Annotated in this window: 12 protein-coding genes and 1 pseudogene; 5 read left to right on the top strand and 8 right to left on the bottom strand. The window is 49.2% G+C overall.

Going from position 1 to position 13,190, the window contains the following annotated elements:
- Window positions 1-28 precede the first annotated feature (28 nt).
- Both NA330_RS06620 and NA330_RS06625 read left to right on the top strand, forming a co-directional pair.
- A complete protein-coding gene (locus tag NA330_RS06620) occupies window positions 29-385 on the top strand; it encodes a type II toxin-antitoxin system ParD family antitoxin (RefSeq protein WP_023888681.1) in 357 nt (118 codons plus the stop codon).
- Window positions 351-470: pseudogene (locus NA330_RS06625) on the top strand (type II toxin-antitoxin system RelE/ParE family toxin); the annotation flags it as partial. The gene NA330_RS06620 and the pseudogene NA330_RS06625, both read left to right, overlap by 35 nt.
- 119 nt (window positions 471-589) lie before the next feature.
- On the opposite strand, the gene NA330_RS06630 reads toward NA330_RS06625, so the two are convergent.
- From NA330_RS06630 to NA330_RS06665, 8 genes are all read right to left on the bottom strand, one after another.
- Window positions 590-1,639: a hypothetical protein gene (locus tag NA330_RS06630; protein ID WP_071786046.1), complete on the bottom strand. Its 1,050-nt coding sequence runs from the start codon at window positions 1,637-1,639 to the stop codon at window positions 590-592.
- A gap of 11 nt (window positions 1,640-1,650) precedes the next feature.
- On the bottom strand, window positions 1,651-2,736 hold the full coding sequence (locus tag NA330_RS06635; RefSeq protein ID WP_001188944.1) for a hypothetical protein: 1,086 nt from the start codon (window positions 2,734-2,736) through the stop codon (window positions 1,651-1,653).
- A 28-nt stretch (window positions 2,737-2,764) separates the two neighbouring features.
- Window positions 2,765-3,301, bottom strand: a complete 537-nt coding sequence (locus tag NA330_RS06640; protein ID WP_023181502.1) for a fimbrial protein — start codon at window positions 3,299-3,301, stop codon at window positions 2,765-2,767.
- A complete protein-coding gene (locus tag NA330_RS06645; RefSeq protein WP_000816751.1) occupies window positions 3,298-3,768 on the bottom strand; it encodes a fimbrial protein in 471 nt (156 codons plus the stop codon). Before NA330_RS06645 ends, NA330_RS06640 begins: the two co-directional genes overlap by 4 nt.
- Before the next feature lie 14 nt (window positions 3,769-3,782).
- The gene (locus tag NA330_RS06650; RefSeq protein ID WP_000178267.1) at window positions 3,783-4,289 is read right to left on the bottom strand and encodes a fimbrial protein; all 507 of its coding nucleotides are present in this window, start codon (window positions 4,287-4,289) and stop codon (window positions 3,783-3,785) included.
- Between the two features lie 19 nt (window positions 4,290-4,308).
- Window positions 4,309-5,082 carry a fimbria/pilus periplasmic chaperone gene (locus NA330_RS06655; RefSeq protein WP_001044459.1) on the bottom strand — a complete coding sequence of 258 codons (774 nt, stop codon included), beginning with the start codon at window positions 5,080-5,082 and terminating at the stop codon, window positions 4,309-4,311.
- Window positions 5,083-5,094: 12 nt separating this feature from the next.
- Window positions 5,095-7,791 carry a fimbrial biogenesis outer membrane usher protein gene (locus tag NA330_RS06660; protein WP_071588228.1) on the bottom strand — a complete coding sequence of 899 codons (2,697 nt, stop codon included), beginning with the start codon at window positions 7,789-7,791 and terminating at the stop codon, window positions 5,095-5,097.
- An 82-nt stretch (window positions 7,792-7,873) separates the two neighbouring features.
- On the bottom strand, window positions 7,874-8,461 hold the full coding sequence (locus NA330_RS06665) for a fimbrial protein (RefSeq protein WP_000842512.1): 588 nt from the start codon (window positions 8,459-8,461) through the stop codon (window positions 7,874-7,876).
- Window positions 8,462-9,068: 607 nt separating this feature from the next.
- Between NA330_RS06665 and mazG the strand changes: the two genes are divergently transcribed.
- From mazG to eno, 3 genes are all read left to right on the top strand, one after another.
- On the top strand, window positions 9,069-9,869 hold the full coding sequence (gene mazG / locus NA330_RS06670; protein WP_023241556.1) for a nucleoside triphosphate pyrophosphohydrolase: 801 nt from the start codon (window positions 9,069-9,071) through the stop codon (window positions 9,867-9,869).
- Window positions 9,870-10,096: 227 nt separating this feature from the next.
- Window positions 10,097-11,734: a glutamine hydrolyzing CTP synthase gene (gene pyrG, locus NA330_RS06675; protein WP_000210863.1), complete on the top strand. Its 1,638-nt coding sequence runs from the start codon at window positions 10,097-10,099 to the stop codon at window positions 11,732-11,734.
- An 82-nt stretch (window positions 11,735-11,816) separates the two neighbouring features.
- Window positions 11,817-13,115, top strand: a complete 1,299-nt coding sequence (gene eno, locus NA330_RS06680) for a phosphopyruvate hydratase (RefSeq protein ID WP_000036734.1) — start codon at window positions 11,817-11,819, stop codon at window positions 13,113-13,115.
- The last annotated feature ends 75 nt before the right edge of the window (window positions 13,116-13,190 follow it).

Consider the following 13,190-nt stretch of genomic DNA (forward strand, 5'->3'; position numbering starts at 1 on the left):
CCAACCCCATAAGCATGAGATATGGGGTATGTTTTCGACGTACATTTCATTTCCGGTGTACTCTTATGTAAGATTTATACTTACAGTGGAGGCTGTTATGGTCAGAACAATGACCGTTGATCCTGGCGATGAACTGCGCGAGTTTATTGAATCGCTCATAGAATCAGGTGATTACAGAACACAAAGTGAAGTGATCAGAGAGTCTCTTCGTCTGCTGAGGGAAAAACAGGCCGAGTCACTACTTCAGGCGTTACGTGAACTTCTGGCTGAAGGTCTGAACAGCGGAGAGCCGCAGGCCTGGGAAAAGGATGCCTTTTTACGGAAGGTCAAAACAGGGATGATCAAACCCGATGAGAACGGTAAAATTAACGCCAAAGGCCAGTGAAGATCTGGAAAATATCTGGCATTACTGCTGGCAGCATTTTGGCGAAATACAGGCCGATCGATATATTAATCATCTATCAGATATTATTCGGGATGTAGGGAGATACTCGAGGGCTACGGCTTGATGTTTTATAAAGATATCTGGTAGCTATCTGCTTACCAGATATCTGGTATGGTTCCATGAAAATCGGTTTTGTTCAAATTTCTATTCGTATGGCAGTAATACGGTTACCGCACAATCGGTGTCAATGTTGACTCGTCCCCAGGTACCACGAAGTTCTACCATCTGTGAACGGGCACATTCAGTATTGTTTTGATCACAGGGAATAGCCTCAATCTGCATGTTTTTATCATCACATGCTATTGATACTGTTGCATTATCTATTATTTGTGCACAAATTGAATCTGATTCATAGACATCACAGGGCATATTTCCATGTCTTAAAAAAATATTTGCAATGAGCTCATTGGTTTTTGGTCCACTAAATTCTTTATTTATTGAGGTTACTTCTGAGTATTTATCAAAAGAAGCAGCTAAATTTTCAGGATCGATTGAAGCGATAATTTGTACGCTGTCACTATAAAATGACATTTTATCATTAATGGTGGTAATGCTGGTCCCAAAATTGGCGTCAATAATCGAAATTTCCGTTTTTATATTATGGTCTGTAAAGCCGTAATCTGTTATACTATAAGCGTCATAGGATACTTGATGTTTTTTGGTATTGTAAGTTATTTTCCCATCAATATATTGCGATTGTGCGTAATCATATGAAGATGGTTCGATATGTAATTTTAAATCTTGTTTGATTATTGGTGCATCGTATAGTGGTGATATATTTAATTGTGTATCGATATTGCTGGTCCAGACACAATCAAGTGTGGAATTATCATGTGATGTACAGCGGGCCCGGCGGGTTTCAGTCATATTGGGAAGTGTGAAAAAAGTGCTGCCAATGATCATTCTTATACTGGAATCCATTGTTATCGTTGATTCAATATCGACCCATAGCCCAGGGGCGCACGTTACCTGACTGCCACGTAGTTTTCCACCAGTACATAACATCTCAATATTCTCTGGTAATAATGATGTTCTAACCCGTAGGTCACTATTTAAATCAGCTGTACCTGCCCCTCTGCCTGCCATATTATTCAATTCGGCATTGATCTTAACGTATCCAGATCCAAATGTATTGTTGGCGAAGAACATAAATAGAATGAATGAAATTATGATTCTTTTGCTTATGGTCATCATTTTTCCTGTGTTTATTCGTAGGGTATCAAAACGGTGATTGCACAAGTTGTATCAATGCTGACTTTCCCCCAGGTACCATTTATCGTACCTACTTTGCCGTTCAGGCAATGTGTTGTGTCTGAAGCATTACAAGTGCTGCTAAAGGCAAGCTGCGCATTCAGATCGTGACATACAAGAGCAACTGACGTCTTATTAAGACTGTAGTTACACAAGGATGTATCGTCGCATGGCGTATTGCCATGGTAGAGATATACAGAGGCTAGCTCGACATTATTTTTTGCGCCAGTCATGGCGACTTCTGTACTGTGCACTATCGTATTTTCAGAAAATGAAGCATCTACTATTTCTGGAGGAAAATAACGATGTAGGGTGGACGCTGGAGAGCCATTAAGTACAAGTGAACCGTTCCATATACCGAAATCCCCCTCGGTATCTTCTGTCACTGTTACAGTCCATTTGAATTTCAGATTCTCAATGCCCGATGTTTCCGGTTCATAACTAGCGTAACTGCTTACCGATTCATCAATAATAATATGGCCGGAAAGGGATGAATATTGATTAGTGTCATTATTTCCTCCTCCGGGTATTACCGAAACTGTAAGATTTTGCTGGTTAATTGTTATTCCATTCTGTTTGGTAAGTAAGGTGAGGGGAAGTGAAAATGATTTATCCCATACACAAATTGCGCTGTTAGTTGCCTGATTACCCGTACAGTCGGCATGTGCCGTCGCTTTTACCGCTTCACCAGTAAAACTATAAGTGATTCCGTTATCGACAGCGGTTGTATTGATGAAAGAAGTTGATGGATCAAACTCAAGGGTGGATTCAAGTCCATAGGGAATTGTACCTTGAGTAGTACAACCACCCCCATCGCCTCCACCTGACTTAGTGCACGATGAAAGGATATGAATGTTTGTTGGTAATGGGGTATGGATGGTATCGAGTGTAGGATCGCCAGTCAGTGCACCAAGGCTATCAAACTGTGAAATAATTTGAGAATTATATTCTATATCCGTTCTTACTTCAGCGCATTGTAGCGCAATACACCAAAAACCAGATATTATTACCAGTATTAGCTGTAATAAAATTCGCTGCATTTCATATCCTTATAATTTTACCTATAGCTTACTGATATTCAAAACTCACTGTTGCGCTACCCGAAAATTCCCCCGGCATAACCTCTTCACCAGCGTATTTTTGCAGCCTGGCCTGCAAGTTGATGGTGGTAATTCCTTCTTTCAGCACAAAAGCCGTACCCTCTGTTGCATTGATACTCACTGGTTGCTGTGCAGCCGTTTCCACGCCAATCGCAAAACCACTGGCTTCCGACGAGGGCTCCAGCGCCAGCAGTCCGGGCAGGGTACTGTCTTCAACGCCCTGAAAGGTCACCAGCACGCCGTTGGCTAGCGCTGTTTTGCAATCCTGGAGGCTAAGTGTGAATGGAACAGGAGTGGTTTGCCCGCTGGCGTCGAAATTGTCACTGCCAATAGTATGAAAATCCACCGTCGCCATCGTGTCATTATCCACTACCAGGTTACAGGCGCCGGCAACCAGCTTACCGCTGTAGTGCACATTAGGCGTGGCGGCAGGTAGCGTATTGCAAACCGCCCATAACATTACGCCTCCGATCAAATACCCGGCAGTTTGAAAAATACGGTTCATTGGTAATCCACCTGTAACGTGGCAAAAGCCTCAAAATCGCCTTCGGCAGGCTCTTTACCGGGCTGTTTTACCGGCACGGCTTTTAGTGTGGGAAGCGAAGACTCATCGATAGTTAGCGACGTGCCGGGAGGAAACACCGTGCCGTTCTGCTGAAGTTCAATGCCCAGTTCAGGGACATTGGTGGTTAAGGCATTTGCGGAGTAAGGCGTCGCCGTGCCCAGATAGCTCAACGTAAAAGTTAATGCGTCATCGCGAAAGCTGCTGTCGCAGGTAAGGGTCCACGGGATCTCGGTCAGGTAATTGACGCCGTCAATATTATCAATAATCACGCTACCAAAACTGACCTCCAGCGTTTCACCGTTATTGATAGTACAGGCGGGCGGGTTTATCAGTTTGCCGTGAAAGGTCAAATTGTCGGCGCAGGCAAACTGGGTGATTAAAAGCGTCAGGATAAGCGCCCTTTTCACTATGAATCTCTCCATCACTGGTAATCCACGACTAACGTCGCACTGGCGTTAAAATCGCCCCCCGCTAACTGCGTGGTGGGCTCTTTAACCGGTACGGCTTCCAGCTCCGGCCCATTGCTGCCGCTCAGGGTGAAGTTCAGCCAATCCGTTATGCCAACCGGAACCAGTTGCTTATTGCCCGCCTGCTGAATACGGATGCCTAACCCCTGAACCGAAGTTTGCAGAACCTGCTCCCCGCTGATGGTGGTGGTGGTCCCCTGAATTTGTAGCTTCAGATAGTCGCTCGCTCTGCCATCGCAGTTCAGGCTGTAGCCCACAGGTTTCGTTTGAGAAGCATCGCCAACTTTGGTGGTCAGGACATCGCCAAACTCTACGGAAGCGCCGCCTACCGTACAGGGCGGTGGTTGAGTGACGACCAGATGCAGCTCCAGTTGCACGGTTTTTGTGCCGGCAGCCTCGGTGCCGGCAACGAATCCACCGCACAGCAGCACCAGCATTTTCCAGCGAGTCAACATCGTCATGGATCTCTTTCGCACAGGATTACTTATTCGCTTTCTTCTCAGCGTCACGGGTTTTTTCCTCATTGACCTTGCAGGTATTCCCTGAGCAGGTAAAAACCAGCAGGCGATGGCCGCCGTAATCATCGACGTAGCCCACCACCGGCGAGCTGCCAAGCGAGGCACCTTTGATGGGAGAGGTCACTTTTTCACGCGGGGCAATCAGCAGGTTTTTAAAGCCGGAGGCGGTTTCGTTCTCTTTGCTACCGGCATTGCTGATGACGAGGTAAAACGGTGTGGGGTTGTCGAAGATCACTCCATCGCCCTGGTAGGTCAGCGTGAGCTTCGTCTGCCACGGGTGCGTCTTATCCACCTGCCGGGCTACGGCTACCGGGCGGTAGAAAAACTTAATACGCGTTTGCAGCGCCAGCTGGAGCGTATTAGGTTTATCGCTTTTCGGCGGAATTTCCCGCACGTTGAAATAAAACAGACTTTCCCGGTCCTGCGGTAGGCTAGCCGCGGCTGGTAACGGCTGGACTTTAACCTGCCCGTCGGATTTTGGCTCAATACGCTGCAGTGGTGGCAGGGCGGTAAAATAGCGGGTATCTTTGGCGAACTTATCGTCTTCCAGCCACGCCTGTGCGAGATAGGGCAGAGTGGCGTTGCCGTTTTTCAGCGTGACGGTGATTGAATTTTCATTGCCGTTAAAAATAACGCGGGTACGATCCGGCACAATCGCGCTGTGCGATACCAGCGGCGCAGCCAGTAATACCGAAGCGATAAGCGCCTGGCGCTTAAAATGGTTGGTCTTGTTCATTACGGGTTCCCTTTATTCCATATCCTTGCGATTCACCGCATGGTTGTCAGCCAGCGGTATGGGCGGGGTTTGAGTGGTTGTCGCCACCGGCGCGGCCGGTTGGCCATCGGTTTGCGTATGTTCCTGGATTAGCGGTTGCGCAGGCAGCGGAGAACTTTTCTGCGGTGCGGTGGTGGGCTGACCTTCCAGCATTTTGCACGGCAGCAATAGCGCGTTGGCCAATAGCTCCGGTGTAAACGTGGGCGGGAGTGATGCTTCACACTGCGCCGCGCCATCCCAGAAGACTTTCAATGTTTCCCCGGCTTTTACGCCCGCCAGCCAGGCGTTGCCGTCATCGGCCACCAGGCCCAACTGCTGCTGGCGCTCGTTTTTCACTTCGGCGCCGAACGGTGGGAAGTCGCCGTCTGCCAGCCGGAAAACCGCCATCATTTTCTCGCCGCTGACCACGTCAAAGTGACGGTAGCCGATGGCGCCTTCGGTGAGCGTGATCTGCACAACCGACTTAGTAGCTTCCGCCTTCTCCGGCAATTTGTTCAGATCGATACGCGCCAGGCTGCGCGAATAGCTTCCGACATCCGCAATCACGGCCTTGCCGAAAATGTTGGTTGAGGTTGGCGAGCCGCTACCGCTAACGGGGACGTCCGCAATGCCGTCGGTATCAACCAGCAAACGTGTGCTGCCCGCTAAACTTCCCCGGTGTAGCGCGCCGCCCTGGGTGGTCAGCGTCATGCCGCCGCGCAGCGACATGCCCAGTGAACGGTACGATCCTTCTTCATAATCCGCGCTTAGATCGATGTCCGTCAGCGCGCCCTGATGGCTGTAATAACCGTCTGCCTGCGCGCCTTGTTCATCCTGCCCGACGTGAAGCTGCCAGTTATCGCCGTTCTGGCTGTGGCCGGAATAGCCGAGCTGATTACGGTGTTGACTACCGTTAAACGTACCGTTGTAGCTGATGGAATCATTGCCCCAGGGAACAGACAGCGAGATATAGACGCCATCATCTTTATCACCGTTATATTCGCTGCGATAGCCGTTCAGCGACGCACTGAGATTTTTTATCGACCCTAAGTCGAAGTACCAGGAAAGAGACAGGTTATAGTTACTCTGATCCGGGCTGTCCCAGAAGGTACTGCGTGAGTAGCTGAAATAGGCGCTCATGCCCTGTTCACGGAAGTTCTGGTTATAGGTGACCGTATAGCGTTCTTTTTCGTGACCAGCATTGAGATGATGATAGGTTTTCGCATCCAGGTAGTCGCTCATGCTCATGAAGTTCTTTTCTGAGAAGCGGTATCCGGCAAAGGTTAGTCGGCTGTCGATTTCATCAAAGTCACGGGAATAGCTGATGCGATATGAGTTACCCTGCAGCGTTTCGCCGTCAAACCCGTCGTCTTGCGGCATGTGGGCGATGGAGTGCGTAATGTCGACCGCCACCGCGCCCACCACGCCAAGATCCTTACCGCTTCCCAGCGCCACGGCCTGATAGTTGCTTTCTCCAATTGCGCCGCCATATAGCGACCAGCCGTTGGTGACCCCCCACGAAGCTTCCGCCGAGGCGAATGTGCCGGTAATGGGGTGATGATCCCAGTCCTGCGGGCGGCCCAGCGCCATCTTGTAGCGCACCATGCCGGGGCGCGTCAGGAAGGGAACCGATGCGGTGTTAACGTCAAACTCCTGGGTCTGACCGTTCTGCTCTTCCACGGTGACGTGCAACGTACCGGAAACGGACTGGTTGAGATCCTGAATACGGAACGGTCCTGCGGGCACCTGCGTTTCATACAGTACGCGCCCCTGCCAGGATACTTTGACTTTGGCATTAGAGCGCGCAATGCCCACGATCTCCGGCGCATAGCCGCGCAGTTTCGGCGGCAACATCTGATCGTCAGAAATGACGCTGGCACCGATATAGTTAAAGCTGTCGAAAACATCGGACTGGAGATAGCTTTCGCCCAGCGTAAGTTTGGCCCCGAGCGTCGGTAGTGCGCGATAGGCGTAGTAGCGGCTCCAGCTCTGATCGTGGAGGGTGGAAGTGTTCTCGTCATCGTCACGATGGTCGTAGCTGGCCTGCCAGTCGGCCCGTAGTCGCCATGCGCCCAGGTTCGCGCCTAATGTCCCGTTGCCGCTGATGCTTTGCTCTTCGCTGCCGCTTTCTTGATCGTGGCGGAGCTGATTATTAATGTTGTAATCCAGAATGATGCCGGGAATACCATTATCCCAGCGGGCGGGCGGGTCCCAGTCGACATCGCTGTATTCCATATACGCCTGGGGTAAATTCACCAGCAGCGTGGAGTGTCCCAGGTCGGCCTGAAAATCCATGCCTTTCAGTGAATCTGGCGCCAGACATTGTCGTTCACCGTGCGTTATCCAGACGAGTTTTTCCGCGAGTTCCGGCTTTATACCCAATTGCGTAACTAATTCTGGTTCTGCGCAAACCTCACTTCCTTGTGGGTCATGTTCTGGAATAACCCAGTTAACAGGAAATTCCTGCGGCAGAGTCTGTCCGTTAATTTTAATTTGTAAAAGGTAGACGCCTGGCAGAATAAAACCCTTACGAGAAAACTGTGCAATGTTAACGTTATCGCGATTTTTTACATCGAGGAAATCGGTATTAAATTCGATGTCTTTGCCTGACGCGCTATAAGGGGAGGCGCTTAGAAGCATTCCCACTCCGCACGCTATTGGGCAAAGAACACTTTTCCATGTGTTATTCATCAAATATATTCCGCAATAAAACTCAACAGGAATACCCTACCTAAAGCGGCAGGGTATTATCGTCGTGACTCTGTTAACTGAATTACAGGTAAGAGATAGTGACGTTGGCGGCGCTGCTGAATTCACCTGTGCCTACGGTGCCGGTTGCTGCGCCAACCAGCCAGGCGGTGAAATTCAGGCTTTGCTTCTCATCAAGAATGGTATCTCCGTCCAGGTCCGCAATGGCCTGTGTATAGGTATCGCCCAGTTTGATATTGTTTTTGCCAGCATCGCCGATTGCCAGGCTTACGTTGCTAATAGCGCCAGTGCCGTCAGTCTTCATCAGCGCGAGATTATCCGTGGCGCCTGTAGCCGCTGTGGTTCCACTACCTGTAGTGAATACCACATTCATATTTTTCTCGGTAGCCCAGGTACAACCCTCAAGATCGATATGAAAAGTACGGGCATTATTGATGGTCGTTTTACCATTACTCAGCGTGCCATTACCGATACTTGAGCCCATATTGACTGTTTGATCTTCCGTATCCAATGTGACGGAGCAGGGGGAGTCAACAATATTACCAAGGAAAGTGACCTTTGCTGTGTTGCTACCCGCGGCTTGAGCGCCGGAGACAATTCCCATAACTAAAGATGCAGTTACTGCCAGTTTACAAAAATGAGATGACTTCATCGTGTTATCCTTAATTAACGTGTTTTATGGCAGCATTTTGTACGCGTATACCAAGGGATATGCGGCATAGAGCCATGCTGCGGGCTTTGGGTAAAAAATAGGTCATAATAAAAATATTATATTTCTACATTTTTATGAGTATATTCTTATGAGCTGAATGATCGTACCTGCTCATTGAATATTATATGTAATACTTTCAATATATTTATTTCATGTATGTTCCAGAAAAAACAAAAAAAGCGGTCTTTTTTGAATATTAAACTGGCGTGCATGCTACTCGTTTTTCCGTAAAAGTGAAATAATTTATTTTTTTGAAAGGGAAGGCTCTTTGGGTGGGGTACTTATAGTGTTTGCATAATTTTTTTTTACTTAATTGATGTTATTTATAATGTCTGGTGCAAATATCTGTTTTTTTAATAAATTAGCTATATGATTATTATATTGTTGTGTATCGATTAATAATTTTAAAGTTATACGGGGAAGGTAGCATTCAACACCTGTTAACAATATATTTTATTATATAGGCGTTGTCGTAGTGTCTCTGTGCGTGAATGGTTAAGAATAATACGTTACAATTGTCGCTGGTATTTACAACCGATTAAAAACCATGACAACTAACCATCAAATTGACCGTCTTCTCACCCTCATGCAGCGCCTGCGTGACCCGGAAAACGGCTGTCCGTGGGATAAAGAGCAGACCTTCGCCACTATTGCCCCTTACACCCTCGAAGAAACCTATGAAGTACTGGATGCGATTGCGCGTGAGGATTTTGACGATTTGCGCGGCGAACTGGGCGACCTGTTGTTCCAGGTGGTGTTTTACGCGCAGATGGCGCAGGAAGAAGGCCGCTTCGATTTTAATGATATCTGCGCTGCCATCAGCGACAAGCTGGAGCGCCGCCATCCGCATGTTTTTGGCGAGCTTTCCGCTGATAATAGCGAAGAAGTCTTAGCTCGCTGGGAGCAAATCAAAACGGAAGAGCGCGCGCAAAAAGCGCAGCATTCCGCGCTGGACGATATTCCGCGCAGCTTACCGGCCTTAATGCGCGCGCAAAAAATCCAGAAACGGTGTTCAAACGTGGGCTTTGACTGGACGACGCTGGGACCGGTCGTCGATAAGGTCTATGAAGAGATCGATGAGGTGATGTTCGAGGCGCGGCAGGCGGTTGTTGATCAGGCTAAACTGGAAGAGGAAATGGGCGATTTGCTCTTTGCCACGGTCAACATGGCGCGTCATTTAGGTACGAAAGCGGAGCTCGCTTTGCAAAAAGCGAACGATAAATTTGAACGTCGTTTTCGCGAAGTTGAACGTATTGTCGCAGCCAGAGGCCTGGAAATGACCGGGGTGGACCTGGAAACAATGGAAGAAGTTTGGCAGGAAGTAAAACGCCAGGAAATTGATCTCTAAAGGTTTTAGGCGGTCAAGAGCGATTTGTGTGATTTTTTAAATAACAAGCGCTTGATTTACGTCAAAAACATTTACCTCAAAGGGGCTATTTTCTCCCTCCCTGTGTGAATGTCAGCCTGACGAAGAGGAGGAATAATGAAAGTTTGTGGCGTAGGTCATGTTCGGGTATACTGCTTTCCCGTCCTGGTTATTCCATCGTCTTTTAAACCTAACTTCTCAGGTTCCGCATGACAACGAACTATATTTTTGTGACCGGCGGGGTCGTATCCTCTCTGGGTAAAGGCATTGCCGCAGCCTCCCTCGCAGCCATTCTGGAAGCCCGTGGTCTCAACGTGACCATCATGAAACTGGATCCGTACATCAACGTCGATCCGGGTACTATGAGCCCAATCCAACACGGGGAAGTGTTCGTTACTGAAGACGGCGCTGAAACCGACCTGGACCTGGGGCACTACGAGCGTTTCATCCGCACCAAGATGTCTCGCCGCAACAACTTCACGACTGGCCGTATCTACTCCGACGTTCTGCGTAAAGAACGCCGTGGCGACTATCTGGGCGCAACCGTACAGGTAATCCCTCACATCACTAACGCGATTAAAGAGCGCGTGCTGGAAGGTGGCGAAGGCCACGATGTGGTACTGGTGGAAATCGGCGGTACCGTCGGTGATATCGAATCGCTGCCGTTTCTTGAGGCGATTCGTCAATTGGCGGTAGATATCGGTCGTGAACACGCGCTGTTTATGCACCTGACGCTGGTACCTTACCTGGCGGCTGCGGGCGAAGTGAAAACTAAACCGACTCAGCACTCCGTGAAAGAGCTGCTGTCTATCGGTATTCAGCCCGATATTCTGATTTGTCGTTCCGATCGCGCGGTTCCTGCCAACGAGCGTGCAAAAATTGCATTGTTCTGTAATGTGCCGGAAAAAGCCGTTATTTCAATGAAAGATGTCGATTCCATTTATAAAATTCCAGGCCTGTTGAAATCTCAGGGGCTTGATGATTATATTTGTAAACGATTCAGCTTGAACTGTCCGGAAGCTAACCTGTCTGAATGGGAACAGGTCATTTACGAAGAAGCGAACCCGGCAGGCGAAGTGACTATCGGCATGGTCGGCAAATATATTGAACTGCCGGATGCCTATAAGTCGGTGATCGAAGCGCTGAAACACGGTGGTCTGAAAAACCGCGTTACCGTCAACATCAAATTGATCGATTCGCAAGATGTTGAAACGCGCGGCGTCGAAATTCTGAAAGATTTGGACGCTATCCTGATCCCCGGCGGCTTCGGCTATCGTGGCGTTGAAGGTAAAATCGCCACTGCGCGCTATGCGCGTGAAAACAATATTCCTTATCTGGGCATTTGCCTGGGGATGCAGGTTGCGTTGATTGAGTTCGCTCGTAACGTGGCCGGCATGGACAACGCCAACTCAACGGAATTTGTGCCAGACTGTAAGTACCCGGTTGTGGCGTTAATTACCGAGTGGCGCGATGAAGACGGTAACGTTGAAGTCCGTAGCGAGAAAAGCGATCTGGGCGGCACCATGCGCCTGGGCGCGCAGCAGTGCCAGCTTAGCGATGACAGTCTGGTACGTCAGTTGTACGGCGCGTCGACGATTGTTGAACGTCATCGCCATCGTTACGAAGTCAACAATATGTTGTTGAAACAAATTGAAGCAGCGGGTCTGCGTGTCGCAGGCCGTTCCGGTGATGATCAGTTAGTCGAGATCATTGAGGTACCGAATCATCCGTGGTTCGTGGCCTGTCAGTTCCATCCGGAATTTACTTCCACGCCGCGTGATGGACATCCGTTGTTCGCCGGCTTTGTTAAAGCCGCCAACGAGCATCAGAAACGTCAGGCGAAGTAAAAAAGTTAGAACGGCGGTGCACCCTCAGCGGTGCACCGTTTGTCTGAAGTTTTAGTTTAACTAGTGACTTGAGGAAAACCTAATGTCCAAAATCGTTAAAGTCATCGGTCGTGAAATCATCGACTCCCGTGGTAACCCGACTGTTGAAGCTGAAGTACACCTGGAAGGTGGTTTCGTAGGTATGGCGGCGGCTCCGTCAGGTGCTTCTACTGGTTCCCGCGAAGCGCTGGAACTGCGCGATGGCGACAAATCCCGTTTCCTGGGTAAAGGCGTAACCAAAGCTGTTGGCGCGGTTAACGGCCCGATTGCTCAGGCTATTCTTGGCAAAGACGCTAAAGACCAGGCTGGCATCGACAAAATCATGATCGACCTGGACGGTACTGAAAACAAATCTAACTTCGGTGCAAACGCCATTCTGGCTGTCTCTCTGGCTAACGCCAAAGCTGCTGCTGCCGCTAAAGGTATGCCGCTGTACGAGCACATTGCTGAACTGAACGGCACTCCGGGCAAATACTCCATGCCGGTTCCGATGATGAACATCATCAACGGCGGCGAGCACGCTGACAACAACGTCGACATCCAGGAATTCATGATCCAGCCGGTTGGCGCGAAAACGGTTAAAGAAGCCATCCGTATGGGTTCTGAAGTTTTCCATCACCTGGCAAAAGTGCTGAAAGGCAAAGGCATGAACACCGCTGTGGGTGACGAAGGTGGCTATGCGCCGAACCTGGGCTCCAACGCGGAAGCACTGGCTGTTATCGCTGAAGCGGTTAAAGCGGCTGGTTACGAGCTGGGTAAAGACATCACCCTGGCGATGGACTGCGCAGCATCTGAATTCTACAAAGACGGTAAATACGTTCTGGCTGGCGAAGGCAACAAAGCGTTCACCTCCGAAGAATTCACCCACTTCCTGGAAGAACTGACCAAACAGTACCCGATCGTTTCCATCGAAGATGGTCTGGACGAGTCTGACTGGGACGGTTTTGCATACCAGACCAAAGTACTGGGCGACAAAATCCAGCTGGTTGGTGACGACCTGTTCGTAACCAACACCAAAATCCTGAAAGAAGGCATCGAGAAAGGCATCGCTAACTCCATCCTGATCAAATTCAACCAGATCGGTTCTCTGACCGAAACTCTGGCTGCAATCAAGATGGCGAAAGACGCTGGCTACACTGCTGTCATCTCTCACCGTTCTGGCGAAACTGAAGACGCTACCATCGCTGACCTGGCTGTTGGTACCGCTGCAGGCCAGATCAAAACCGGTTCTATGAGCCGTTCTGACCGTGTTGCTAAATACAACCAGCTGATTCGTATCGAAGAAGCTCTGGGCGAAAAAGCACCGTACAACGGTCGTAAAGAGATCAAAGGCCAGGCGTAATCCTGCTTTTACCTCTTAACGTATAAACCCGCTTCGGCGGGTTTTTTTGTATCTGTTCAATAGCGCAGCCGCTGT

The organism is Salmonella sp. NW722 (assembly GCF_051702785.1).
Lineage (GTDB): Bacteria > Pseudomonadota > Gammaproteobacteria > Enterobacterales > Enterobacteriaceae > Salmonella > Salmonella enterica.

Coding starts and splice junctions, on each gene's coding strand:
- NA330_RS06620 (WP_023888681.1), top strand. CDS start 29: ATGTTTTCGACGTACATTTCATTTCCGGTGTACTCTTATGTAAGATTT.
- NA330_RS06630 (WP_071786046.1), bottom strand. CDS start 1,639: ATGATGACCATAAGCAAAAGAATCATAATTTCATTCATTCTATTTATG.
- NA330_RS06635 (WP_001188944.1), bottom strand. CDS start 2,736: ATGCAGCGAATTTTATTACAGCTAATACTGGTAATAATATCTGGTTTT.
- NA330_RS06640 (WP_023181502.1), bottom strand. CDS start 3,301: ATGAACCGTATTTTTCAAACTGCCGGGTATTTGATCGGAGGCGTAATG.
- NA330_RS06650 (WP_000178267.1), bottom strand. CDS start 4,289: ATGACGATGTTGACTCGCTGGAAAATGCTGGTGCTGCTGTGCGGTGGA.
- NA330_RS06655 (WP_001044459.1), bottom strand. CDS start 5,082: ATGAACAAGACCAACCATTTTAAGCGCCAGGCGCTTATCGCTTCGGTA.
- NA330_RS06660 (WP_071588228.1), bottom strand. CDS start 7,791: ATGAATAACACATGGAAAAGTGTTCTTTGCCCAATAGCGTGCGGAGTG.
- NA330_RS06665 (WP_000842512.1), bottom strand. CDS start 8,461: ATGAAGTCATCTCATTTTTGTAAACTGGCAGTAACTGCATCTTTAGTT.
- mazG (WP_023241556.1), top strand. CDS start 9,069: ATGACAACTAACCATCAAATTGACCGTCTTCTCACCCTCATGCAGCGC.
- pyrG (WP_000210863.1), top strand. CDS start 10,097: ATGACAACGAACTATATTTTTGTGACCGGCGGGGTCGTATCCTCTCTG.
- eno (WP_000036734.1), top strand. CDS start 11,817: ATGTCCAAAATCGTTAAAGTCATCGGTCGTGAAATCATCGACTCCCGT.